Raw genomic sequence first — 24518 nt, forward strand, 5'->3', positions numbered from 1 at the left:
GGCTGAGTGCCAGGTCGATCCCAAGAGCAAGCAGGGGGGTTCCTGGCGGATACAGGACACGAACAAGCTGTATCCGTCGCCGGATCCTGGCAACAAGTACAGCGGCTACAGGCGTTATCATGCCTGGGTGACTGAGTCTGTCTCCGGGTTCGGCCTGACCTCGTTCTTCTCGAATATTGGAACTGCCTATTTCGTTTCGGGAGAAAACGTCCCGGATGCCAGCAAGTTCTCGGTCACTGTGCCCCATACGGTCAACGGGAGCCTGCCGGCGGATTCGGTCGTTGTGTTCAAGGGTGAGGTGTCGCCTGTGTACACGGCTTGGTCGTCGGGCGGGCTGGGGATGACTGATTCCAGGATGGCTGTTTCGATGAAGCAGAATGCTGCCTCGGGCTGGACCAGTCTGCTGACCACTCCGGCCAACACCTTCCAGAGGGATGCGGCGGTCGGCGCTGTTCCTTCCGTCACTGACCCCACATCAGGCCTCACGCTGAACCTGACCAAGACGGCGGCTTCCACCTGGTCCTGGTCGCTGAATATCCCTGCTGACAAGTTCACCGGTTACAACGGTGACGACGAAACGCAGACCTATACTTTCCAGGTTGAAATGGTCAACCCGATGAACCTCCGTTCGGGCCCGGCATCCATCGAGCGGAAAATCGACATGACGCCCACCACGCTGACCATTGACCGCCATGACGTCTTCCAGGTGGCCGGCAGGGCCTACAAGTATGTGGACGGGGACAGGAAGATTCCTGAGACCAAGGGGACCATGGTGCATGTGACCTGGCCTGACAACACTGGCACGGATGTGGCTGTGGGGGACCAGGGCATTTGGCAGGCGGTCCCACCTGAGGGAATGAAGCAGGGGGATGTCGCCGTCCAGGTGCTTTCGGATGATGCCGAGGGCCCTGACGCGCAGGGCAGGTTCCTAGGCGGGAACCAGTCGGCCTCGGTGTCGCAGATGCTGGAGTTCCGGCCTTCGACCTCCTCCCTGCCGCTTACCGGCGGATGGCCGCTTTCCGTGCTCAGGATCCTGCTGCTGATAGCCCTAGGCCTGGTGGGCTTCGTGGCCTGCCTGAGGAACAAGCAGGAGAGCCGACGCTGATCCCCGCAACGTAAGACAGGGCCTGTACTTGCGGGCCCTGTTCTTAATTCCCGTGCGCGAGATGGGACTCGAACCCACACGTCCGAAGACACAGGAACCTAAATCCTGCGCGGCTACCATTACGCCACTCGCGCGTACGACATGCCCTGCCGTTGAAAGGGCAGCTAGTGAAAGAGCCACTTGACAGAATCGAACTGTCGACCTTCTCATTACGAGTGAGACGCTCTGCCAACTGAGCTAAAGTGGCCTTCGCCTCCCGTCCGGACCTGCCGGAAGAAGACAACATGTCACATCATACTGGATGCGCGCGATAAAAACGCCTTGCACTTCGGGCCGAGGGTGTACAAGCTTCTTGACACAATGGAAGGCATGGATCTCAATGATTTCTATGCCGTCATTCCGGCCGGTGGCGTGGGCACCCGGCTCTGGCCATTGAGCCGCCAGGACCGGCCCAAGTTCCTCTATGATCTGTTGGGATCAGGCAGAACAATGATCCAGGGCACCTTTGACCGTCTGGCCGGCATCTGCGGGGCTGACCATGTGGTCGTCTCCACTGGCCAGCGGCATGTGGACCAGGTGCGTCAGCAACTTCCGGATCTGGCTGAGGACGCGCTCTTCGCCGAGCCGGTTCCTCGCGATTCCACGGCGGCCATAGCCTTGGCGACTGCTGTACTGGCCCAGCGGCACGGCGGGGAAATCATCGTGGGCTCCTTTGCCGCCGACCACGTCATCCGAGACGACAAAGCATTCGCGGCCTCAGTGGAGCAGGCGGTGGCGGCGGCCCGGGCCGGTTATGTGACTACCATCGGCATCGCCGCCTCCCGTCCCTCCACCGCCTTCGGCTACATCCACCAAGGCCCCTCCCTGGCCGATCGCATTCCCGGGGCCCCTGATGCCCGCTTGGTCAGCGAATTCGTCGAGAAGCCGGATGCCTCTACGGCCCAGGCTTACCTGTCCACAGGGGAGTATCGATGGAACGCCGGCATGTTCGTCATGCAGGCCCAAGTGCTTCTGGACTGCCTGCGTCGTTACAAGCCGGAGCTCCACGCCGCGGTCATGGCCATCGCCCAGGTCTGGGACCAGGGCGAGCAGACCCGCGGCCAGGCCATGGAGGAGCACTGGCCGGGCATTGAGAAGATCGCCTTTGACTATGCCGTGGCCGAGCCCCTTTCGGCGGCCGGCGGCGTGGCGGTTGTTCCAGGGGGCTTCGATTGGGATGACATCGGCGACTTCAATTCAGTGGCCGGCCTGCTGCCGTCCTCCAACAGGCGCAACATCAAGATTCTTGGGGATGCCGACCGGGTCATGTATCTGGATTCAGCCGGAGATATGGTCGTGCCAGGCTCTGAACGCACGGTCGCCCTTCTGGGTGTGGATGACATGATCGTCGTCGACACTCCCGATGCTCTCCTGGTGGCCCCCCGGGCCCGCAGTCAGGAAGTCAAGGACATGGTGGCCAAGTTGGCCCAGTACGGCTGTGACGACATACTTTGACAGCGATTCTGCTCGGTCAAGTAGATTGACTGATTTTGTTGTCTTCTGTCTGCTTTTGTGAGTAGTTTGGGTTACAGAACCGGGTGCTCGGTAGACCGGGCATCACCTCATGAAAGGACCCGAACAACCATGGCCATCAATCCTCCAGTGGACGCTACCAGCACCAAGGCCTGGGCGGCCTTGCACCAGCACTTCGACGACATGCAGCGCCAAGGGATCGATCTGCGCGCATGGTTCGCCAAGGACCCGCAGCGCACCGAAAAGCTCAGCTTCGAGCTGGGTGATCTCTATATTGATCTGTCCAAGAACCTGATTCAGCCCGAGACCCTGTCACTGCTGGCCCAGCTGGGTCGCGAGGTCGGCCTTGAGGAGCGGATCGAGGCCATGTTCAACGGCGAGCACATCAACAACACCGAGGACAGGGCCGTCCTGCACACAGCCCTGCGCCGTCCCGAGGAGGATCGCGGCCGGCTGATCGTGGACGGCCAGGATGTTGTCGGCGACGTCCGCGACACCCTCAAGCGCATCTATGCCTTTGCCGACCAGGTCCGCTCGGGCAGCTGGACCGGTCTGACCGGCAAGCGCATCACCACCGTGGTCAACATCGGCATCGGCGGCTCCGACCTTGGCCCGGTCATGGCTTACGAGGCCCTGAAGCCCTACGCGGATGCCGGCATCAGCGCCCGCTACATCTCCAACATCGACCCCAACGATCTGGCCGAGAAGACTCGCGATCTGGATCCGGAGACCACACTCTTCATCATCGTCTCCAAGACCTTCACCACCCTGGAGACCCTGACCAACGCCCGCCAGGCCCGCGCCTGGCTCCTGAAGAGCCTGGGCGAGCGTGGCCTGCTGTCCAAGGACGGCGAGGACCTTTCGGCCGAGGCCATCCGCCGGCATTTCATCGCCGTCTCGACCGCCCTGGACAAGGTGCGCGATTTCGGCATCGATCCGGGCAACGTCTTCGGCTTCTGGAACTGGGTCGGTGGTCGGTACTCGGTGGATTCCGCCGTGGGCACCTCCCTGGCCATCACCATCGGCCCGGACCGCTTCGAGGAGTTCCTCAAGGGCTTCAACACTGTAGACCGCTACTTCCGCGCCACCCCTCTGGATCGGAACGTGGTGGCCCTGATGGGTCTGCTCAACGTCTGGTATGTCAACTTCTTCGGCGCCCACTCGCACGCCGTGCTGCCCTATGACCAGTATCTGCACCGCTTCCCGGCCTACCTGCAGCAGCTGACCATGGAGTCCAACGGCAAGTCCGTGCGCTGGGACGGCACCCCGGTGACCAGCCTGACCGGCGAAATCTTCTGGGGGGAGCCCGGCACCAACGGACAGCACGCCTTCTACCAGCTGATCCACCAGGGCACCCGCCTGATCCCCGCCGACTTCATCGCCTTCGCCAACACCCCCAATCCGGCCAAGGACGGCGACCAGGACGTGCATGAGCTCTTCCTGGCCAATTTCCTGGCCCAGACCAAGGCATTGGCCTTCGGCAAGACCGCCGACGAGGTCCGCGCCGAGGGCACCCCGGAGGCGATCGTCCCGGCCCGTGTCTTCACCGGCAACCGGCCCACCACCTCTATCTTCGGTGATGCGCTGACCCCGGCCGCCCTGGGCGAGCTGATCGCCCTCTACGAACACATCACCCTGACCGAGGGCACTGTCTGGGGCATTGATTCCTTCGACCAGTGGGGCGTTGAGCTGGGCAAGAAGCTGGCCCGCGAGATTACGCCGGCCATCTCCCGGGACGACCAGGCGTTGGCTGAGCAGGATCAGTCCACAAAGTCCCTGATCGCCTTCTACAGGGCCCACCGCCGCTGATGTCCGGCCGGGCCCATGCAGGTCCGGCTCGTGGTATATTATTGGACAGTTGTTTGCCGGAAGGGTAGCTGCCGCATGGGCTCCCTTCCTTTCAGGTCCAGCCGGATGCCCCGGCGGATCGGCACCCCCGACGGCAGACCGTCGGGTTCCGTCCAGGATCGCCTCCTTTGGTGGTTGCGGTCCATGTCATGGGTCGATGTGCGGCGGCCATGGAGGAACAGCATGAACGCGATTCAGGAATTCGACGCCAGCCACATGAAGCCTGCGGAGCAGATCCCCGACTTCCGCCCCGGCGATACCGTCGAGGTCAACGTCAACATCACTGAGGGCAACAACTCCCGTATCCAGGCTTTCACGGGCGTGGTGATCGCCCGTCAGGGCTCCGGCGTGCGCGAGACCATCCTGGTGCGCAAGGTCAGCTTCGGCGTGGGCGTCGAGCGTCGCTTCCCTCTGCACTCCCCGCAGATCGACTCCATCAAGGTGCTGCGCCACGGCCGTGTCCGCCGAGCCAAGCTCTACTACCTGCGTGGTCTGCATGGCAAGGCCGCCCGCATTGTCGAGCGTCGCGACAACAAGGCCGAGTCCAACAAGTAGGTTTCGACCAGGGCGACCCAGCCCAAGGCTGGCCGCTAACACCCGGGATGCAATTCTCCCGGGTTTTTCCATGCTTGGGTGTGTACGCTATGAGGCATGCGGAACCTGTTCGTGTGTGGGTTCCGGCGGATGACAAGGAGTGGATATGGCCTTTCGGGATGAGGCAGCGACCTCGTCGGGACTCTGGTACCCGGACGGCAGACAGGCCACCTCAGCCCCGGTGCCGCCCCGTCATGCCTTGGACCGCCCCGGTGGACGCGGTTCCACCAGGGGAAGCCACCCGCGGCTGGGTGAACGCGGTTTCCTGCCCGAATTTCTGTTCGAGCTGGTTGCCCTCTTGGCCGTCGTCGCCGTCCTGCGCATATTTTTGTTCAGCATCTACGTCATCCCCTCCGGCTCCATGGAGAACACCCTTGGCGTCGGGGACAGAATCCTGACCACTCATCGGCTGACCAGATCCATGCTGGCCCCCCGCCGAGGGGATGTGGTGGTCTTCACTGACCCTGCCAATTGGCTGGGTGAAGAGTCCACACCCAGCTTCCGTGGCAGTCACCTGGTCAAGCGTCTGATCGGCATGCCCGGCGACACCGTGGCCTGCAAGGGTCATGGCGCCCCGGTCACCGTCAACGGCGTTGCCCTGGACGAGAGCTCCTACCTGCGCCCAGGAGTGGAGCCCAGCTCCTTTGCCTTCAATGTCAAGGTGGACCCTGGTTACGTCTTCGTCATGGGCGACAACCGTTCCAATTCCGCCGATTCCCGTCTGCACAAGGACGACGGCCACAATGGCCTGGTCCCCATGGACAACATCAAAGGCACCGCGCTGCTTACCTATTACCCGGTGGGCAGCTGGAAGCTGCTCAACAACCAGCACAAGGTCTTCGACGCCGTGCCCGAGCCGACGCAGGATTGAACCGGCTGTGAGGCGGATCCTGCCGACCCTGGCCACCGAGGCTGCCTTGGCCGGCCAGGGAGCCGAGTATGTGCTTGGTCTGGATGAGGTCGGCCGCGGAGCCCTGGCGGGTCCGGCCATGGTCGGCGTGGTGGCTGTCCGGTCCGCTGACCTGCCCAATTTGAAGGTCCCTGACGGGGTGGCTGATTCCAAGATGCTGACTCCTGCGCGCCGGCTGGCCATGTACCGTGACCTGGAGGACTGGGCTGCCGGCTGGGCGGTGGGGGCCTGCTCCAACCATGAGATCGATCAGTGGGGCATCGTCCATGCCCTGGGCATCGCCGCCCTGCGTGCATTGGCCGATTTGGAGCATGGGATGGACCTGGGGCCTTGCCGTCGCCTGGCCGCCATCCTTGACGGCCCCCATGACTACATCACCCCGGCCGCCGACAGTTTTGACGCCCCCGACCTTCCTGTTCTGCCCAAGGTCTCCACCCAGGTCAAGGGCGACGCCCACTGTGCCAGTGTGGCCTGCGCAGCGGTCATCGCCAAGGTCACCCGTGACCGGCTTATGGTCCGTCTGGCCGCCTCCGACCCCGCCCTGGCCCCATACCAGTGGGAGCACAACAAGGGCTATGGTTCGCCTGCACACCTGGAGGCCATTCGCCGTCTGGGGCCCAGCCGTCTGCATCGGGTCAGCTGGCATTTGCCCTCGTCCGGTCCCGGCAGGGGCTAATATCGGAACGGTCGACACGGCTATCGGAAGAAGGTCACATGCCCGCAGGCAACGGGGGCAGGTCACGGTCCAAGCGCCCCTCCATGTTCGAGGTTGCCCGGCTGGCCGGGGTCTCCCACCAGACCGTTTCCAGGGTCATCAACAATTCCAAGGACGTTTCTCCGGCGACGCGGATCAAGGTCCAGCAGGCCATCAGGAAGTTGGGCTACCGACCCAGCAACTCTGCGCGGGCCCTGGCATCCAGCCGCAGCCGGACCATCGGACTGGTGGCTGGCGGCGTCAGTCTCTTCGGGCCTGTCTCATCGATCACGGCCATCGAGACCGTGGCCCGTTCCCATGGTCTGTTCATGTCGGTCATGATGGTGGACGAGTCAGCTTGTACGCTTGCCGGATTCCAGGAGCTCTGCGGCACCTTCCTGGAGCAGAATGTGGATGCCTTCATCTTTCTGACCCCCACCGACACCATGTTCCAGGCCGCCTGCCAGGTGGAGGTGAGCCAGCCCCGGGTCATCGTCACCTCCACGCATGGCATCACCAGCGTCGAAGAGGCCCTGAGCCGCCGGCGGGGTGAAGGCCGGATAGCCATGACCGGAATCGACCAGTGGGGCGCCGTGCAGCGGCTGGCCCGGCTGCTGGTCTCCCGGGGCCATAGGCGGGTGCTCTATATGGCCGGTCCCTCTCAGTGGCGGGATGCCTCCACCCGACTGGCCTCCTGGAAGGTGGCCTGCGCCCGTTGCCGCATACGCACGGCCGTGGTCCACGCCCGCAGCTGGGAGGCGGGGGAGTCCTACACGCTGATGAACCACCTGATCGATCAGCGGGGCATGAGTGGCACCTCCCTGCCTTCAGCCGTGGTCACCGCCAACGACAACCAGGCCGTGGGCGTGGCGCGGTCCTTGCAGGAGCACGGCATCCGCATTCCCAGTGACATCAGCTTGGTGGGCTTCGACGACGTACCCACGGTTGACAACATGTTTCCGCCGCTGGCCACGGTCCGTCCCCGCTTTGAGGATCTGGGGGTGGCCACCATGCGGCAGGTCCTGGCCCTGCTTCACCAGGGGCAGCCGGTGGACTTCCCGGTCACCCACCACGGTGTGGGGCTGATCCAGGCGGATGTGATCCAGCGTCGGTCCCTGGGCTACGCAGTCGAGCGCATCTGACCACTGTTGGCTCGCATTGAGCGGGCTTGCCTGATGACCTGGTCTCAGTTACAATCGTAAGCAGACTATGTGAGCGTTAACATATCAGGCAAAGGAGCGGACATGGCTGTTGGCGAACAAGGCGTCATCGTAAGCGAACTACAGGAGGGCGCGACCAGTCTGGGCATCGAATTCGGCTCCACCCGCATCAAGGCTGTGCTGATCGACCACGACTACCGGACGCTGGCCACCGGGGACGTCGAGTGGGAGAACCGGCTGGAGGACGGCCTGTGGACATACTCCATGGACCAGATTCACCAGGGTCTGCAGGCGGCATATAAGGCCATGGCCGAGGGTGTCCGTCGCCAGTACGGGGTGACGCTGACCAAGATCGGCGCCATGGGGATCTCGGCGATGATGCACGGCTACCTGGCCTTCGACAAGGATGGCCAGCTGCTGGTGCCCTTCCGCACCTGGCGCAACACCAACACCCGCCAGGCCCATGAGGAGCTGTCGCAGGCCTTCAAGATCAATATTCCCGAGCGCTGGTCCATCGCCCACCTTTACCAGGCCATCCTGAACGGCGAAGAGCATGTGCCCAGGGTGGCCTACATCACCACCCTGGCAGGCTACATGCACTGGAGGCTCTCCGGCCGCAAGGTCATCGGCATCGGCGACGCCTCGGGCATGTTCCCCATTGACTCCTCACGCAAGGAGTTCGACCAGGGCCTGCTGGACATCTTCTCCCGACTGCCCCAGGTCAAGGCCCAGCCCTGGGACATCCACGACCTGCTGCCTGAGCCGTTGACCGCCGGCAGCGATGCGGGGGCACTGACCGCAGAAGGCGCCGCCCTGCTCGATCCCAGTGGTCAGCTGCAGCCCGGCGTGCCCATGGCCCCGCCCGAGGGCGATGCGGGGACCGGCATGGTGGCGACCAACGCGGTTCGTCCCCGCACCGGCAACGTGTCTGCAGGCACATCCATCTTCGCCATGGTGGTCCTGGAGCATCCCCTGCGTGACTTCCACCCCGAGGTGGATCCGGTCACCACACCGGCTGGGGATCCGGCCGGCATGAGCCATGCCAACAACTTCACCTCGGACCTGAACGCCTGGGTTGGACTGTTCGGGGACTTCGCCAAGGCCGCCGGTCTGGACCTGAAGGGGGATGCGCTCTACGCCACCCTGTTCAACCAGGCCCTTCTGGCAGACAAGGACGCCGGCGGACTGATCAACTACTGCTTCTATTCCGGGGAGTTCCTGGCTGGCCTGGAGGAGGGTCGTCCCGTCTTTGCCCGCGGCCCCGAGGGGCGGATGACCCTGGCCAACTTCATGCGCGCCCAGCTCTTCTCGGCCTTCTCGCCGGTCACCATCGGCATGGATGTGATGACCCGTCAGGAGCATGTCCAGGTGGATACCATGGTCGGGCACGGCGGCATCTTCGCCACCCCCAAGGTGGCCCAGCGGATCCTGGCCGCCGCCTTCAACGCCCCCATCAAGGTCATGTCCACCGCTGTGGAGGGGGGCGCCTGGGGCATGGCCGTCCTGGCCGACTATCTGGGCCATGCCGACCAGACCCTGGCCGACTACCTGGATGCCAATGTCTTTGCGGGCGTCCAGTCCACAACCGAGCAGCCGGACCCGGCTGATGTGAAGGGCTTCAGAACCTTCTTCGACCGCTTCACCAAGGGCCTGCCCATCGAGCAGGCGGCCGTGAAGACCATTCCCCTGCAGGGATGAGGCCGGGAGCTGAAAACGTCAAGCGGCCGGATCAGCGGGATCGGGCCGGGAAAAGGAGTTGCTGATGGTGTCCTTGGCTGATTATTCGCCCGAGGTGCGCGACGAGGTGAAACTGGTGCGCGAGCAGGTGGCCACCCTGCATGCGCAGCTGACCAGGTGGAATCTGGTGGTCTGGACGGCGGGCAACGTCTCGCAGCGCCTGCGCTCCGCCGATCTGATGGTTATCAAGCCCTCGGGGGTGCGCTATGAGCACCTGACCCCGGGATCCATGGTGGTCACCGATCTGGATGGCAACGTGGTGGACGGCGCTGAGGCCCCGTCCTCGGACACGCTATCCCACGCCTATATCTACCGGCACATGCCCGAGGTCTACGGCGTGGTCCACACCCATTCCACCTATGCCACCGCCTGGGCGGCCACCGGCAGGGACATTCCCTGTGTGCTGACCATGATGGGCGACGAGTTCGGCGGCCCCGTGCCGGTGGGTCCCTTCGAGCTGATCGGCTCCGAGGCCATCGGCAAGGGCGTGGTCGATACCTTAAAGGATCACCCGGGCTGCCCGGCCGTGCTCATGCGCAACCATGGGCCCTTCACCGTGGGAGCCGATGCCGAGGCTGCCGTCAAGGCAGCGGCCATGACCGAGGAGGTGGCCCACACGGTCTGGGCAGCCGAGCAGATCGGCACGCCCAAGCCCATCGATCCAGCCGACATAGCCAAGCTCAACGACCGGTACCAGCACGTCTACGGCCAGCACTGAGTCGGAAAGCATAAGCAAAGGAGCAAGAAGTATGAGCATGAAAAATCCCTTCGAGGGCAAGGAACTCTGGTTCGCCGTTGGTTCGCAGGACCTCTACGGCGAGGAGACCCTGCGCCAGGTGGGCGTCCAGGCTGCGGACATCGCCAAGTCCCTCAACGACTCGGGTCGGATCCCGGTCAAGCTGGTCCTGAAGCCCACGCTGAAGGATTCGGACTCCATCCTGAATTTCATGGTCGATGCCTCGTCGAACCCGGCCTGCATCGGCGTGGTGGCCTGGATGCACACCTTCAGCCCGGCCAAGATGTGGATCAGGGGTCTGGAGAAGCTGCGCAAGCCGCTCCTGCAGCTGAACACCCAGCATCATGTGGAGATCCCCTGGGACACCATCGACATGGACTTCATGAATCTGAACCAGTCGGCCCATGGCGATCGTGAGTTCGGCTACATCCTGACCAGGCTGGGAATCCCGCGCAAGATTGTGGTCGGCCACTACACCGACCCCGAGGTTGCCGACAAGATCGGCGTCTGGGCGCGTGCATGCGCAGGCTGGGATGCCGCCAACAACATGAAGGTCTGCCGCTGGGGCGACAACATGCGCGATGTCGCCGTCACCGAGGGCGACAAGACCGAGGCTGAGAGGGTCTTCGGCGTCTCCGTCAACACCTGGCCGGTCAACGAGCTGGTGGACCATGTGAACGCCGTCACCGACGACCAGGTCAAGGATCTGATCGAGGACTACAAGCGCAGCTATGAGGTGGCTCCCGAACTTCTGGACTCCCGGTACGACTCCCTGGTGGTGGCCGCTCGCGAGGAGCTCGGCATGCGGGCCATGATGGAAGAGGTGGGTGCTACCGCCGCCGTGGACAACTTCCAGGATCTGGGAGCCCTGCGTCAGCTGCCCGGCGTGGGAGCCCAGCGGTTGATGGCCGACGGGTACGGATTCTCGGCAGAGGGCGACTGGAAGACCTCGGTTCTGATTCGGATCGGCAACGTCATGGGCTACGGTCTCAAGGGCGGCTGCTCGCTCATGGAAGACTACTCCTACAACTTCGTGCCCGGCCATGAGGAGATCATGGGCGCCCACATGCTGGAGGTCTCGCCCACGCTGCTGACTGAGGGACGGCCCCGCCTCGAGATCCACCCCCTGTCCATCGGCGACAGGGAAGACCCGGTGCGTCTGGTCTTCACGGCCACCCCCTGCACTGATGCTGTGGTCGTCTCCCTGGCGGATGTACGCGAACGCTTCCGCCTGGTCATGAACGTGGTGGATGTGGTCGAGCCCGGCGGGTCCCTGGCCAAGCTGCCTGTGGCACGCGCCCTCTGGAAGCCCCGGCCCTCGCTCAAGGTCTCGGCTGAGTGCTGGCTGCGCGCCGGCGCAGCCCACCATACCTGCATGACCACCACCGTTGGTCGCGAGGCCTGGGAGGACTTCGCCCGGATGGCCGGCGTGGAGCTCGCCGTCATCGACGAGAACACCGAACCGCGTCGTTTTGAGGCCGATCTACGTGCAGCCGAGCTCTACCACCGGCTGGACAACCGGCACTGATCACCTGTTCCAGGAAAGATAACAAGGCCCTGCCGCTGTATAAGTGGCGGGGCCTTTACATGTTCGGCTTGTCGGTTTGCGTTGTCCCTCCTTTGTCGGTACAGTGATGATTAGGCAATGGGAACAGTGGCATGTCCCAAAGTTGACATATTGCCCACCCCCCTGAGTCGGGGAAGTGATCGGTTGGGGAGGCGAAGATGTGCCTGGCCATCCTGTGCCTATTAACAAAGAAGGGAATGCGTGCATGCACATGCAACGAGATAATGAAGGGATAAGGCTCCCTAAGCTTTTAGGCTTGGCGGTTGCCGGAGCGACGCTCCTGGCGGGCATGGTAGTTTTGCCTGCCACCCAGGCTTCGGCCGCTACTGACTATGGATATAATGCCGAAGATGACTTCAGGCCGGGTGCAGTTCAGAGCGACGTGCACCCCCAACTGACAGTTACCAAGTACCTGTCGCTGGCTCAGGGGTACAGCCCCACGGGTTCTTCTAAGGATGCCGTTGAGTTGAGCAAGAATGCCGACTTGGTTCCTGCCAAGGGCATTGCTTTCAATGTCAGGGAAGTCATTCCCCAACCCGGTCAAAATCTATCTGACATTAGTGCCTCGGATGAGAACACATATAAGGTCACGGCCAACTATATCGGTATCACTGACGGCCAAGGTGTGATCAATACCTGGTATCCGGCTGACACTGCAACCAACGCTCCAGCGGTTGATATTTCAGATTCGTCGAAAGCTGTCAGCTTCCCCGGAGGTGCCAACCATTGGTACGTGCTGGTAGAGAATCGTGATGAGTCGCCGGCTTTCAAGGCTAACAATCCGAATAAGCTTGATAGCAACAAGTATCAAGATGCAGCACCGTCGTTCTTTGGTCTGCCTTATGCGGCTAACTCACTCGATGCCACCGATACTGCAAGCCAGGTTCAAGGATACATTTACCATCTGCACCTGTATCCGAAGAACATGAACATCACGCAGTTCTCCAAGACCGTCCAGTCGGTCAAGGATTCGCAGAATAATGTGAAGCCTCAGCGGACAGCTGTTGCTGGAGATACGATTAGCTACAAGCTGACTCAGAAGCTCTACAACACTGGCGTGAAGACACCAAAAGACGGCAAGCTTGATGTCAGTGAGCTGAATGGCGACGGTAAGGATCTGCGTATTGTTGATCGCATGTCCAGCTCTCTGAAGCTGAAGGGCGAATTCAAGGTTGTGCTTCATGCAGATGGAGTTGATGATGTGCAATTGGCTGAAGGTGCTACTGCTGATTATACGGAGTCACAGCCAACATCAAATCCTAACTCTTTTGGGGATAATAAGATGTTCGCCAATGAAGCCCCGAGCAGTAATGTATCTTATTACCAGTTTGATTTCTTCAATACTCTAACCAAAGTAAAGAACTTCACTCCAAAGGCTTTCCTGCTTGTCATAACTTATGATGCCACGGTCACTGGAGATGGTGATTCGACTGGCACCGATGGTGTGGCCAACGATGCAGCTTCCGATTTCACCGAAAACGTTGACGCAGATGGCAACCACCAAGATCCAATTCGTGAGCATACGAATGTGATCAATGCTGTTATTGCTTTCGGTGCTGTGCAGAATGAAAAGACAAAGTTTGCAGCTCTGCCCGACACTGAGTTCCGTCTGATCAAGTCTGAAGCTCAGCCGGATGAGTACCTCGCATCTGATGGGAACTTCTATGCCGAAGGTAAGGTGCCAGATGGTGTTCAGCTCTACAAGGCCACGGCCAACAAGAATGGTTTGGTAGCGTTCGCTGCTTTGCCTGTCTTCGGCTCGGCAGCTCCAACTAAAGACGCCGGCAAGACAGTGCAGGCCGGTGATTGGTTGCTGAAAGAGACCAAGACCCCCAAGGATTGGCGTAACCCTGGCATTCCCTTCCACACAGTAACATTTGGGGATGCCGGTAAGACTGAGGAGCAAGTCGCTCAGGAGTATGGACCTCATGCCACAATTCAGCCTGATTATACAAAGCTTGGGTTTGGAAAGTTCGGAAGGACACCTAAGCAGATCACTGACGGTGGTGGCACAGCGATACAGTTCAATAATGTGCCAGTACAAACTTACTTGGCACATTATGCGACTTCTGATGCTGATGCGCCTCTGGCCCTGCCCCTGACTGGTGGTCGTGGCATCCTGCTCCTGCTGGTTGTAGGTGCCCTGATCATGGGTGGTGCCCTGTACGCCCGTAATCGGCGAAATAACGCCGCCCGGGCCTGATGATCACGGTCACATCAAGAATCATGTGAGGTGACCCGATGGCGGACGGTTCCTCCGTGAATCGTCCGCCATTTTCATACGGACCGTTGAACTTTTACGATCCGCACATGTCGGGACGCTGGTTTGGTTTCTTCGGACCAGCAGAACTGACGCAACCACGTCGTCGAAAGGCGGCCTTGGAAGGGAAGGTTTATGAAGGGAATTGCCTTGCCGAAATGCCTCGCCCACCGGGTCCTGCCCTGTCTGATTGCGGCCGTGGCCTGTTTAGGCCTTACCGCTTTCGATATGACGCCGGCGGCAGAGGCGGAGACGGTCAACCCGACCCTGACGGTGCAGCTCAAGAGAGGGCATTCAGGTCAAGGTGGTCAGAGCGACATCCTTCCGAGTGCTCCTGTATCTGCTGGAGCAGGATATGTCTTTCGTGCCCTGAGGCTGGATGCTGGTACTCTGAAGAGCCGGGTGGAGGCACTAGACCATAATCCTGGCGCTGATAAGGCGCAAGGGGCCATCAGTAACGAGGTGGCAGCCAACCCAGATGCTTTCAAGGACAAGACGCAACCCGCTGAATACTATGGTGTCTCTGATCAAAATGGCACTATAACCAACGCATCAGAAGCCAAATCACAAGGTGTCTGGCTTACAGGAGCCAATCTTGATTTAGACGCATCCAGTCTGACCGGAGGTAGTCCCGCTGTTTTTGATGGCGACTATTTCCATGCTTCATACTGGTTGGTCACCCTGGTAGCCACACCCAAGAATGCAAAGGTAAAAACCGATCCAGTGGTCGTACAGTTGCCGCTCTACCGCGAGCAGGGTGAAGTCCATCCACTTTATGATGTGACTATAAGCCCCAAACTTGTGGACATACCTCAGGTCGTCCCAGTCGTGCGATCTGGAGGTCATGGCAAGCTGGCAGCTACCGGCGTCTCCATGGTGGCGCCTGGCATTCTGCTTATGATCCTGGCCATGATGGGCCTCTACTTGGCGGTAGTCGCACGATCCTGGAACAGGGATGAGCGTTAGGTATTCTCATGGCAATGTCGGTGTGATGCCATCAAACGGCATCGTAGACATCTGTGAGGATGTGTAAAGACCGGCGGTATCATACAGGTGCCGCCGGTCTTTGTATGTCAAGAACTAACAATCGGACTATTTGAAGCGGGCATGAGAAAGGCTATAGATGGACCAGTACACTGACTCGGCTACTATGAGCCCATCCCAGACGACCGGAAACGGTGATGCCAACGTATCCATCCCGGCTGAGTCAGCCTCGTCAGACATGCCTGTTGAGCAAGGGGACATGCCACCTTCCTATGCTCCTAGTTCCGAGGTGCCGCCCTCCTATCCACCTTCGGCAACACCTGAGGATCGCGGAGCTTCAGAATCGGATGATTCAGATGTAATAGCAGCTCCAGTGACAGTTCCAGGCCACGCTACAACGTCTGCTCCGATAATTGTCGTTTCGGGAAATCATTCCCAGGACACAGATCAACAAGGTAAAGCAGATCAGGAAGCTGCGACTGCATCCAAACAGGCCAAGAACGGCGGCAAGGCTAGCAAGTCAGGGCGGGGGTTCGGCCTCCTAGAGACCTTGGCCTTCCTGATTGGTCTGGCAATCTTTCTCTATCCCCTGCTGGCAGCCTATGTGAACTATTCCAAGGATTCCTCCGCAGTAGACAACTACGATCAAATCGTGGATGCACTCTCGCCTGCACAGCGCAGGGCGATGTGGCGTGATGCCAAGAAGTATGACGAGGAATTGGGCAAGCCTACGCTGAGGGACCCCTTCAAGTACAAGGAAGTCAAGGAACCACTGGGCCGCTACTACAAAATCCTCAATGTGGACGGTAAGGGCATGATGGCCTATGTGGAGATCCCCAAGATCAATGTCAAGCTGCCCGTGCGGCACGGTACCAGCGATGAGGTGCTCAAGGACGGCACCGGGCACATCGCCACAACCCACGTGCCTACAGACAACCGAACAATCCACTCCGTTATTACCGGACACACCGGCGAAGTCGGCTACATGCTTTTCGACAACCTGACGCAGTTGCGCAAGGGGGACGTCTTCCAGATACGAGTGCTCAAACGGCATATGAGCTACAAGGTGGATCAGATCAAGATCATCCTGCCTACTGATGTGAGCGCACTGCAGCCAGTCCAGAATTCCAACTATGTGACCCTACTGACCTGCTACCCCTATGGTGTCAATTCCCACCGTCTGATTGTGCGTGGGCACTATATCGGCGATGACGTACCTCCCACCCAACCTGAAGGGGCGCCCATTTACATGGTCTGGGTGCTTCTGGCCCTGTTTTTGGCCTGCCTGGTGGGCTGGTACCTGCTCTCACGTCGTCGGCGCAACTGTCGTCACGAACTGGAGCAGATGGAACATCTGGAATCCCGCGCGACAGGACCGGGGGCCATGGGCGAGCCGCTGGCCACGATCATGGTCAGCCATGAGCAGGAGACCCGTTCAGAAGCCACCCGCCGCCGTCGGTTGATCAAAACCAGACGGATTTGCAGCGCGCTCATGTGGCTGTTGGCTGTGCTCGGCCTCTTCTTCGCCTGGGGTACGGTCGGCATGATGATGAGAATCAGTCTGCTGCCCGTATTCGACCTTGGCTACCACTGGTTCGACACCCACGTGCTGTACTTCTTCGGCATTAGCAAATTCTAAGCCGGTGTATGAGCGCACGCTTGACCACATGCGCCAGTTCTGCCGTAATCGGGCTTTTGCCTGGTTCTAGAATGGAGCGAGCATGGCCCGGCAGACTGCTGGGCTGCATCCTGGGAAGGTGTGGACCATGACAGCAGTTCCTGACATCTTATTGTCTGATGGCAATCGCATTCCGCAGGTGGGCCTGGGCGTGCTCAGGATCGACGATGATCAAACCGCTGGGGTAGTGCAATCCGCCCTGGAACTGGGTTATCGCCACATCGATACGGCGGCGGGCTATCGCAACGAAGGCGGCGTGGGCCGTGGCCTCAAGGCATTCGGTTGCCAGAGCGGTCCTGGGCGTACCAAGCTGTGGCTGACTACCAAGCTGCGTGACTCCGAACAGGGGTATGACAGCGCCCTGCGGGCCTTTGACCGCCAGCTGGCTCTGCTGGGCACTGACTATGTCGACATGTATATGATCCATTGGCCAACACCGTTCGATTGGCGGGCCGACCAGGTTTGGCGCGCATTCCATCGGCTGCGTGATGAGGGGCGGGTGCGGACCCTGGGGGTCTGCAACTTCCTGCCGGAACATCTGGAACGGCTGCGCCAGGAGACAGGGGAGTACCCTGCCGTGGATCAGATTGAATTGCACCCCAGCTGGCAGCAGCGCGCGGTGACCGCCTTCTGCAAGGAGCATGGCATAGCCGTCCAGGCATACTCTCCATTGGCGCGAGGCGCAGACCTGAGAGCCGGTGGCGGCAGGCTGGAGAAAATAGCCCAGGCCCACAGGGTCACGCCGGCCCAGGTGGTGCTGCGTTGGCACATCGAAAACGGGACCATCATCATTCCCAAGTCTGTCCACAGGGAAAGGCAGGCCGAGAACCTGGACCTGTTCGGCTTCAACCTGACACCTGAGGAGCATGCCGCCATCGATGCCATGGACTCCCCGGTGCGCGCAGGACACGACCCGATGACCTATGCATACGCCTGACCGCTATGATGGATGATTCATGCATGCAGTCGACATAGGAGGTATCGGCGGTAGATGACCGGTCCGAGACGTAGAAGATATCGGTATCGAGGCCGCAGCCGGTACGGTTCGGTCTGGCGAAGTCCCGCCCCGGCCCGCTTCCGTCGCGAATCACTCACGGAACGGGTGCTGATCCTTCTGGTAGTGGCTGTGGTCCTGGGCATCACCATCGGCCTGATACTGCCAAGGGTCAACGGTGGAGTCGGACGGCTGACCGGACGATATACAGCAACCGGCGATGCGGCCCAGACCCTTCAGGGTCTGACAGTGGACGATCATGCCCGTCCCGGCCGCCAGTACAGGCGCGAGGCCTTCGGCTTCAAGGAGACCGACGAGGACGGCAACGGCTGCAATGTGCGCGAGGATGTGCTGACCCGCGACCTGACCGACCTGCGTACCACCACTCCCGGCGGGTGCAAGGTGGCCAGTGGTCGTCTGCAGGACCCTTATACCGGGCGGACCATCGAATTCGTCAGAGGGCCGAAGACCAGCTCGGCTGTGCAGATCGACCATGTGGTCGCCCTGGAGAATGCCTGGCGGTCAGGAGCCAGCAAGTGGGACACGGCCCGCCGCTACCGTTTTGGCAACGACCCCTACAATCTTCTTGCTGTTGACGGCCCCGCCAACCAGGCCAAGGGGAGTGCCTCGGCCGACTACTGGTTGCCCGAGAACAAGGACTATCAGTGCTCCTATGTGGCCCGTCAGATAGCGGTCAAGGACAAGTACTCCCTGAGCGTCACCAGCTCGGAAAAGCAGGCCATGCTGGCCGTTCTGCATACCTGTCCGGGCCAGCCCCTTCCGCAGGATCGCTGATCGCTGGCCTACAGGAGACCGATACTTCCGCCGAAAGAACAAGCTGACAACTGACATCTTTCAGTTGACGTCTTGTGTTTATCAGTCTGTCGATCCTGCACCTTGCGATGAATCTGGTCAGATCTAGCGGGTACCGGAGAAAGACACCCCGGGGATCAGTCCTGGGTTTTGGTGTCGGCGGTGGAGGCTGTGACGGCAGGGGCTTCGGTGTGGATGATGTGCATGTGGCGCAGGAGCATGCGGGTCATCTGACGGCCGGAGCCGGCGCCGTTTCCACGGACGCCGAAGTAGACCAGCAGAACCATGCCCAGGCAGATCAGTGCCGAGATGCGCAGGGCCCACTGCACGCCGAAGATGTTGGCTGCGATCTGGGTGGAGTGACCGCCGCCCATGGCGTTGTGGCGCAGGGTGGTGATGGTCTCCATGAGGATGACCAGGATGGGTGCGCCGACGGCGCCGGCGATCTGCCGGGCCGTGTTGGTGACGGCCGAACCGGCTGAAACGTCCTTGGGAGCCAGGTTGTTCAGGGACCAGGTGGTCAAGGGCATCAGGGTGAAGCCCATACCGATCTGGCGGATGAACTGGCAGATGGAGACCAAACCGATCCAGGTATTGGCGCCGATCAGGCTCATGGCGATGGTGCCCAGCAACAGGACCGAGCAGCCGGTCATGGCCACGGGTCGAGCCCCCCAGCGGTCCAGCAGCCGGCCGCCGAAGAACTGGGCGATGGCGGTGCCGATGGCTCCAGGCAGCATGACCAGACCGCTCATGGTGGCTGAGAATCCGCGATCCGTCTGGATGTACATGGGCAGGATGACGGTGACCGAGCTGAAGGCGAAGAAGGACATGGATGCGATGATGGTGCCCACGGTGAAGTTCTTGATCCGCAGCACATGCAGGTCCAGCAGGGGCTTGTCGTGGTGGAGCTGGCGAAGAACGAACCAGATGATCCCGATCAGGCCGACCAGCATGAAGGGCCAGGTCATGAAGGAGGTGATGGGGAAGTTCTCGATGTTGGTGAAGCCGAACATGAGTCCGCCGAATCCGAAGATGGACAGGGCCACCGAGAAGAAGTCCGCCTTGACGCTGGTGTCACGCTGGCCGAAGTTGCGCAGGCCGAAGATGGACAGGAGCAGCGCCACAGCCCCGCAGATGCTCAGCGTCAGGAAGATGGAGCGCCAGCCGTTGGCATCGGTCTGCCATCCGCCCAGGGTGGGGCCGATGGCCGGGGCCACGCTCATTGCCAGGCCCACGGTGCCCATGGCCATGCCGCGCTTGGACAGAGGATATATGGAGAAGACGGTGATCTGCAGGACGGGCCACATGGTTCCCGTGCCTATGGCCTCAAGGATGCGGCCCAGCAGAACCAGGGCGAAGGTCTGCGACTGCCAGCTCAGCAGGGACCCCAGGGTGAAGACGGCCATGGAGGTGATGACGATCTGCCTGGTGGAGAAGCGTTTGGTCAGAAAACCGGTCAATGGCACCATGACGCCCATGACCAGCTGGAATACCGAGGTCAGCCACTGGCCGGTGGTCAGGGTGATGTGGAACTCGTCCACAATGGTGGGCAGGGCCGAAGCCAGCTGCAGCTGGGTGAAGTTGCCCAGGAAGGTGATGACGGTCAGGATGGCCAACGAAAGGAAGGCTTCATGGGTGAGCTTTCCGTTGACGAAGGCTCCATCCTTGCTGAGGGTCCGCCCTTGCTTGGCGAGCTCCTGCTTCCTCATGCAATCACCACTTCCTTTAGGTTCAGTTTTCGCTGCGCATACCACTCCCTGCGGTGCCGTCCTAGAAAGCAAATCAGGGCATACCGATACCGGTGACACTAAGAAAAGAACAAGAGGGCTAAGCGTCTGACAATGACCTTATAATATACCCGGTAGTGGATTGTGATTGGGTTTTTCCACATGGCTGACGCGGATGTAGCGACCTTGTCCGGCGGTCAGCGTTTCCAGTATGCTGTGTGAGGCGAGCTTCGGTAATGTGAATACGGGAAGGTCAAGCACGGGCTGATGAGGACGGACGTTTGAAATGCAACGGCGGTCAAGGTAGGTAGCATGCACGCACATGGTCATGGTCGTGGTAGATTCGCGGCCCTCCTCATGTCCCTGGCAATGATGATTTCCCTGGCTGCCTGCGGCGACAACGTCCCCGTCGATGGCGGCGAGACAGGCAATACTGCGGATCAAACCCTCTTCCAAGGCGAGTTCGCCGGATCTGGCGCATCCTCCCAGCAGAGCGCTGACGAGGCCTGGATAGCCGGCTTCCACAAGCAGCATCCGGGGGCGCGTATCTCCTATGACCCGGCAGGTTCCGGTGCCGGGGTCAATGCCTTCCTTTCGGGTTCGACCATCTGGGCCGGCACCGATGCACCGCTGACCGCCGATCAGCTTGAGCGCTCGCGAAAGGTCTGCGGTTCCGGTATGGCCTTTGACCTGCCCGTCTATGCCACTCCAATCGCCGTGGCCTACAATCTTCCTGATCTGTGGCCCAAGGGTTCAGACGGCCATCTGCGGATGGACCCGGCTCTGATCGCCATGATCTTCTCTGGAAAGGTCACCAACTGGCGGGATCCGCGCATCGCAGCCCTCAACCCGGAGGCCAATCTGCCCGACCTGGACATCACTGTGATTCATCGTTCGGACAAGTCCGGCACCACGAAAAGCTTCCTGTCCTATCTGCACGACACCGCCGGGTCCGCCTGGCCTTATCCAGCGGGTGAGAATTGGCCCAACGACCTGGGGCAGGGTGCCAAGGGCACTGCCGGGGTGGTCATGACCATGAACCAGGCAGAGGGCACCTTCGGTTATGCGGACGCGGCACAGACCACCGGGTTGGGGACCGTGGCCGTCCAGGTGGGGAAGACCTGGCAGCCGCCTACAGCAAAGACCGTGGCCAACCTGCTGGATTCGGCCCAACGGGATCCCCAGGCCAGCCAGCCCGGCCGGGTGGTCCTGACCGTGGACCATCGCACCACACGGAAACACATCTATCCCATCGTCCTGGTCTCCTACGATGTGGCCTGCACCGTCTATCGAAACGATCAGGACGGATCCAAGGCCCGGTTCGCCAAGGCCTGGTTGACCTATCTGCTGAGCGAGCAGGGCCAGCGCATGGCTGCGGCCAATGCGGGCAGCGCCGAGCTGGGGCAGGGGCTCCGCAGTCAGGCCATGGCCTCGGTGGAGACCATTGGGGGGAAGTCATGAGCGAGAAACCGGACGAGGCTGCAACCCTGAACAAGGCCAAACGGGTGGACCGGATCTTCAAGGCCTGTGCCACCGGGGCGGGCATCCTGATCCTGCTGGCCCTGGCCGCGGTCACCCTCTTTCTGATCCTGCGGGCCTTTCCGGCCTTCACCGGGGATACGGATTCCCGCACCCAGGCCATCCTTTCCCTGAGCGGGGGACGGGCCAGCAGTTTCCTGGGTTATGTGGGCCCGCTGGTTTTCGGCACCGTTCTGATTGCCGGCCTGGCCCTGCTCCTGGCCTTCCCCGTCTCCCTAGGTATCGCCCTCTTCATCGGCTACTACGCCCCCGCCCGCCTGTCCACGCTGCTCAGCACGGTGATCGACCTGCTGGCCGCGGTGCCCTCGGTGATCTACGGGCTCTGGGGGGCTCTGGTCCTGGTTCCCAACATCACCGGCTTCTGGCGTTGGCTGTCTGTCCATTTGGGCTGGATCCCGCTCTTTTCCGGACCCGCTGCAGCACCGGCCCGGTCCGTGGCCACGGTGGCCCTGGTGCTGGCGGTCATGATCCTGCCCATCATCACCTCGGTCACCCGAGACATCCTGATCCAGGCCCCTCGACTTCAGCAGGAGGCCGCCTTGGCCCTGGGTGCCACCAAGTGGGAGATGATCCGGCTTGCGGTCCTGCCCTTCGGCCGCTCGGGCATCATCTCGGCCTCCATGCTTGGGCTGGGGCGCGCCCTGGGCGAGACCATGGCGGTGCTGATGATCCTTTCGCCTGGTTTCAGCTACTCCCTGCGGCTGCTGCAGGCTTCAAAAAGCCAGACCATCGCCGCCAACATCGCCGCCCAGTTCCCCGAGGCGGACTCCCAGGGCGTGGCCCTCCTGGTTGCCACCGGCCTGGTCCTCTTCATCATCACCTTCATCGTCAACTATCTGGCGCGCAGGATCACAGCAAAGGCGGGTGCATGATGGCAAGCCGAACTGATCGTGGACCGGTCATCGATTTTGACCGCTTCAGGCCCACCAGGTCCTCCATCCGGGCGCGCAAGCGTAAGGACCGGCTGATGACCGTCCTGATCGGGCTCTCCTTCCTGGTGGCCCTGATTCCGTTGGTTTCGGTGCTCTGGGTCAGCCTGTCAAAGGGGGTGCAGCGGCTGACACCGGACTTCCTCACCCACAATATGAGCGGGGTGGTAGGGGGCAACCCCACGCCGACCGGAGGTTACGGCGGCATCCTGCACGCGGTAATCGGCACCCTGGAGATCACCTTTGGATCCATGGTCATATCCATTCCGGTGGGTGTCATGTGCGCGGTCTACCTGGTCGAGTACGCCCATGGAGGCCGTCTGGCCAAGGCCATCGGTCTCATGGTGGACGTGATGAGCGGGATCCCCTCCATCGTGGCCGGCCTCTTCGCCTTCTCCATGTTCGCCCTGGTGGTCGGACCGGGCACCGTCAACGGCCTGGCCGGTTCGGTGGCCCTCTCCCTGCTCATGCTGCCCACGGTGGTCAAGACCTCCGAGGATATGCTGGCCGTGGTTCCCGACGACCTGCGTGAGGCTGCCTACGCCTTGGGAGTGACCAAGCAGCGGACCATCACCAGCATTGTTCTGCGCACGGCCCTGCCCGGCATCGTCTCGGGCACCATCCTGGCTGTGGCACGGGTCATTGGTGAAACGGCGCCCCTGCTGATCGCCTCGGGCTTCATCGCCACCACCAACCCCAACCTATTCTCCGGGAGGATGACCACCCTGCCGGTCTTCGTCTACAACGAGTATTCCCAGGGGCTGGCCGTCTGCGGACCGGGGGCCGATCCGGGATGCCTGAGCGACATCCACATGCAGCGGGCCTGGGCTGCGGCCCTGGTGTTGATTCTTATCGTCCTGCTGCTCAATCTGCTTGGGCGGCTGGTCTCGCGCATCTTTGCTGTTGGGCGGACGCGTTGAGCGCCGCCATGAGAGAAACGGAGGCCGGAACATGGGCCAACGCATAGACATCAACCACCTCAACGTCTACTACGGCGATTTCCTGGCCGTCCAGGACGTGAACATGCGAATCCAGGCCAACAAGGTCACCGCCTTCATCGGCCCCTCCGGTTGCGGCAAGTCAACGGTCCTGCGCACCCTGGACCGCATGCACGAGATAACACCGGGGGCGCATGTGAGCGGGCAGGTGCTCTTGGAGGGTCGTGACCTTTACGGACCGGATGTAGACCCGGTCGAGGTGCGGCGGGACGTGGGCATGGTCTTCCAGAGGGCCAACCCCTTCCCGACCATGTCCATCCGGGAGAACGTCCTGGCCGGCATACGGCTGAACAAGAAGCACATCGCCAAGTCGGACGCGGACGATCTGGTGGAGTGGGCCCTGCGCGGAGCCAACCTTTGGAATGAGGTCAAGGATCGCCTGGACAAGCCGGGCATCGGGCTCTCGGGCGGTCAGCAGCAGCGGCTCTGCATCGCCCGTGCCGTGGCCGTACACCCCCAGGTCCTGCTCATGGACGAACCCTGTTCGGCCCTGGACCCCATCTCCACCCTGGCTGTGGAGGATCTGATCAACGAGCTCAAACGGGACTACACCATCGTCATCGTCACCCATAACATGCAGCAGGCCGCCAGGGTCTCGGACTATACGGCCTTCTTCAATCTCAAGGCGGTCGGTCAGCCCGGCCATTTGGTGGAGATGGACGACACCACCACCATCTTCTCCAACCCGCACGAGCCGGACACCGAGCGCTACATCTCCGGTCGCTTCGGCTGA

Annotated in this window: 19 protein-coding genes, 2 tRNA genes and 1 pseudogene; 19 read left to right on the top strand and 3 right to left on the bottom strand. The window is 61.4% G+C overall.

Annotated features, from left to right (window positions below; translation table 11 throughout):
- Window positions 1–1105: pseudogene (locus H3S97_RS07245) on the top strand (hypothetical protein); the annotation flags it as partial.
- Window positions 1106–1158: 53 nt separating this feature from the next.
- Here H3S97_RS07245 and H3S97_RS07250 read toward each other — a convergent pair.
- Together H3S97_RS07250 and H3S97_RS07255 are read right to left on the bottom strand one after the other, a co-directional pair.
- A tRNA-Leu gene (locus tag H3S97_RS07250) sits at window positions 1159–1239 on the bottom strand.
- 40 nt (window positions 1240–1279) lie between these two features.
- Window positions 1280–1352 (bottom strand) — tRNA-Thr (locus H3S97_RS07255).
- Between the two features lie 122 nt (window positions 1353–1474).
- Between H3S97_RS07255 and H3S97_RS07260 the strand changes: the two genes are divergently transcribed.
- The 14 genes from H3S97_RS07260 to H3S97_RS07325 all read left to right on the top strand — a co-directional run bounded on the left by H3S97_RS07260 (window position 1475) and on the right by H3S97_RS07325 (window position 18574).
- The gene (locus tag H3S97_RS07260; RefSeq protein ID WP_198186798.1) at window positions 1475–2599 is read left to right on the top strand and encodes a mannose-1-phosphate guanylyltransferase; all 1125 of its coding nucleotides are present in this window, start codon (window positions 1475–1477) and stop codon (window positions 2597–2599) included.
- Between the two features lie 129 nt (window positions 2600–2728).
- Window positions 2729–4426, top strand: coding sequence for a glucose-6-phosphate isomerase (pgi, locus tag H3S97_RS07265; RefSeq protein WP_198220129.1), 1698 nt, complete (start codon window positions 2729–2731; stop codon window positions 4424–4426).
- Between the two features lie 222 nt (window positions 4427–4648).
- The gene (gene rplS / locus H3S97_RS07270; protein ID WP_024627419.1) at window positions 4649–5020 is read left to right on the top strand and encodes a 50S ribosomal protein L19; all 372 of its coding nucleotides are present in this window, start codon (window positions 4649–4651) and stop codon (window positions 5018–5020) included.
- Between the two features lie 145 nt (window positions 5021–5165).
- Window positions 5166–5930 (top strand): signal peptidase I, encoded by a 765-nt coding sequence (gene lepB / locus H3S97_RS07275; protein ID WP_198178749.1) that lies wholly within the window; start codon window positions 5166–5168, stop codon window positions 5928–5930.
- Between the two features lie 7 nt (window positions 5931–5937).
- Complete coding sequence (locus H3S97_RS07280; protein ID WP_198220130.1) at window positions 5938–6645, top strand: ribonuclease HII; 708 nt, start codon at window positions 5938–5940, stop codon at window positions 6643–6645.
- A gap of 38 nt (window positions 6646–6683) precedes the next feature.
- Window positions 6684–7805 (top strand): LacI family DNA-binding transcriptional regulator, encoded by a 1122-nt coding sequence (locus tag H3S97_RS07285; protein ID WP_045935061.1) that lies wholly within the window; start codon window positions 6684–6686, stop codon window positions 7803–7805.
- 102 nt (window positions 7806–7907) lie between these two features.
- On the top strand, window positions 7908–9521 hold the full coding sequence (locus tag H3S97_RS07290; RefSeq protein WP_198220131.1) for a xylulokinase: 1614 nt from the start codon (window positions 7908–7910) through the stop codon (window positions 9519–9521).
- A gap of 64 nt (window positions 9522–9585) precedes the next feature.
- Entirely contained in the window at window positions 9586–10278 is a 693-nt protein-coding gene (locus H3S97_RS07295) for an L-ribulose-5-phosphate 4-epimerase (protein WP_045923976.1), read from the top strand.
- Between the two features lie 31 nt (window positions 10279–10309).
- Entirely contained in the window at window positions 10310–11824 is a 1515-nt protein-coding gene (gene araA / locus H3S97_RS07300) for an L-arabinose isomerase (protein ID WP_154313154.1), read from the top strand.
- Between the two features lie 244 nt (window positions 11825–12068).
- Window positions 12069–14066 carry an LPXTG cell wall anchor domain-containing protein gene (locus H3S97_RS07305; protein WP_198220132.1) on the top strand — a complete coding sequence of 666 codons (1998 nt, stop codon included), beginning with the start codon at window positions 12069–12071 and terminating at the stop codon, window positions 14064–14066.
- A gap of 192 nt (window positions 14067–14258) precedes the next feature.
- The gene (locus tag H3S97_RS07310; RefSeq protein ID WP_198220133.1) at window positions 14259–15089 is read left to right on the top strand and encodes a hypothetical protein; all 831 of its coding nucleotides are present in this window, start codon (window positions 14259–14261) and stop codon (window positions 15087–15089) included.
- 568 nt (window positions 15090–15657) lie between these two features.
- Window positions 15658–16746 (top strand): class C sortase, encoded by a 1089-nt coding sequence (locus H3S97_RS07315; RefSeq protein ID WP_198220134.1) that lies wholly within the window; start codon window positions 15658–15660, stop codon window positions 16744–16746.
- 127 nt (window positions 16747–16873) lie between these two features.
- Window positions 16874–17722, top strand: coding sequence for an aldo/keto reductase (locus H3S97_RS07320; RefSeq protein ID WP_198220135.1), 849 nt, complete (start codon window positions 16874–16876; stop codon window positions 17720–17722).
- 54 nt (window positions 17723–17776) lie between these two features.
- A complete protein-coding gene (locus H3S97_RS07325; RefSeq protein WP_232356367.1) occupies window positions 17777–18574 on the top strand; it encodes an HNH endonuclease family protein in 798 nt (265 codons plus the stop codon).
- 155 nt (window positions 18575–18729) lie between these two features.
- On the opposite strand, the gene H3S97_RS07330 is transcribed toward H3S97_RS07325, so the two are convergent.
- Window positions 18730–20301: an MDR family MFS transporter gene (locus H3S97_RS07330; protein WP_198220136.1), complete on the bottom strand. Its 1572-nt coding sequence runs from the start codon at window positions 20299–20301 to the stop codon at window positions 18730–18732.
- Window positions 20302–20631: 330 nt separating this feature from the next.
- Between H3S97_RS07330 and H3S97_RS07335 the strand changes: the two genes are divergently transcribed.
- The 4 genes from H3S97_RS07335 to pstB are packed head-to-tail and all read left to right on the top strand — an operon-like array spanning window position 20632 to window position 24518.
- Complete coding sequence (locus H3S97_RS07335) at window positions 20632–21780, top strand: phosphate ABC transporter substrate-binding protein PstS (protein WP_198220137.1); 1149 nt, start codon at window positions 20632–20634, stop codon at window positions 21778–21780.
- A complete protein-coding gene (pstC, locus tag H3S97_RS07340; protein WP_198206083.1) occupies window positions 21777–22730 on the top strand; it encodes a phosphate ABC transporter permease subunit PstC in 954 nt (317 codons plus the stop codon). Before H3S97_RS07335 ends, pstC begins: the two co-directional genes overlap by 4 nt.
- On the top strand, window positions 22727–23707 hold the full coding sequence (gene pstA, locus H3S97_RS07345) for a phosphate ABC transporter permease PstA (protein WP_198220138.1): 981 nt from the start codon (window positions 22727–22729) through the stop codon (window positions 23705–23707). Before pstC ends, pstA begins: the two co-directional genes overlap by 4 nt.
- Window positions 23708–23738: 31 nt before the next feature.
- Window positions 23739–24518: a phosphate ABC transporter ATP-binding protein PstB gene (gene pstB / locus H3S97_RS07350; RefSeq protein ID WP_024627440.1), complete on the top strand. Its 780-nt coding sequence runs from the start codon at window positions 23739–23741 to the stop codon at window positions 24516–24518.

The sequence above is a fragment of the Bifidobacterium choladohabitans genome, from assembly GCF_016102005.1.
Lineage (GTDB): Bacteria > Actinomycetota > Actinomycetes > Actinomycetales > Bifidobacteriaceae > Bombiscardovia > Bombiscardovia choladohabitans.

Coding starts and splice junctions, on each gene's coding strand:
- H3S97_RS07330 (WP_198220136.1), bottom strand. CDS start 20,301: ATGAGGAAGCAGGAGCTCGCCAAGCAAGGGCGGACCCTCAGCAAGGAT.
- H3S97_RS07305 (WP_198220132.1), top strand. CDS start 12,069: ATGCACATGCAACGAGATAATGAAGGGATAAGGCTCCCTAAGCTTTTA.
- H3S97_RS07310 (WP_198220133.1), top strand. CDS start 14,259: ATGAAGGGAATTGCCTTGCCGAAATGCCTCGCCCACCGGGTCCTGCCC.
- rplS (WP_024627419.1), top strand. CDS start 4,649: ATGAACGCGATTCAGGAATTCGACGCCAGCCACATGAAGCCTGCGGAG.
- pstA (WP_198220138.1), top strand. CDS start 22,727: ATGATGGCAAGCCGAACTGATCGTGGACCGGTCATCGATTTTGACCGC.
- H3S97_RS07290 (WP_198220131.1), top strand. CDS start 7,908: ATGGCTGTTGGCGAACAAGGCGTCATCGTAAGCGAACTACAGGAGGGC.
- H3S97_RS07260 (WP_198186798.1), top strand. CDS start 1,475: ATGGATCTCAATGATTTCTATGCCGTCATTCCGGCCGGTGGCGTGGGC.
- araA (WP_154313154.1), top strand. CDS start 10,310: ATGAGCATGAAAAATCCCTTCGAGGGCAAGGAACTCTGGTTCGCCGTT.
- H3S97_RS07285 (WP_045935061.1), top strand. CDS start 6,684: ATGCCCGCAGGCAACGGGGGCAGGTCACGGTCCAAGCGCCCCTCCATG.
- pstB (WP_024627440.1), top strand. CDS start 23,739: ATGGGCCAACGCATAGACATCAACCACCTCAACGTCTACTACGGCGAT.
- H3S97_RS07295 (WP_045923976.1), top strand. CDS start 9,586: ATGGTGTCCTTGGCTGATTATTCGCCCGAGGTGCGCGACGAGGTGAAA.
- pstC (WP_198206083.1), top strand. CDS start 21,777: ATGAGCGAGAAACCGGACGAGGCTGCAACCCTGAACAAGGCCAAACGG.
- H3S97_RS07320 (WP_198220135.1), top strand. CDS start 16,874: ATGACAGCAGTTCCTGACATCTTATTGTCTGATGGCAATCGCATTCCG.
- H3S97_RS07325 (WP_232356367.1), top strand. CDS start 17,777: ATGACCGGTCCGAGACGTAGAAGATATCGGTATCGAGGCCGCAGCCGG.
- lepB (WP_198178749.1), top strand. CDS start 5,166: ATGGCCTTTCGGGATGAGGCAGCGACCTCGTCGGGACTCTGGTACCCG.
- H3S97_RS07335 (WP_198220137.1), top strand. CDS start 20,632: ATGCACGCACATGGTCATGGTCGTGGTAGATTCGCGGCCCTCCTCATG.
- pgi (WP_198220129.1), top strand. CDS start 2,729: ATGGCCATCAATCCTCCAGTGGACGCTACCAGCACCAAGGCCTGGGCG.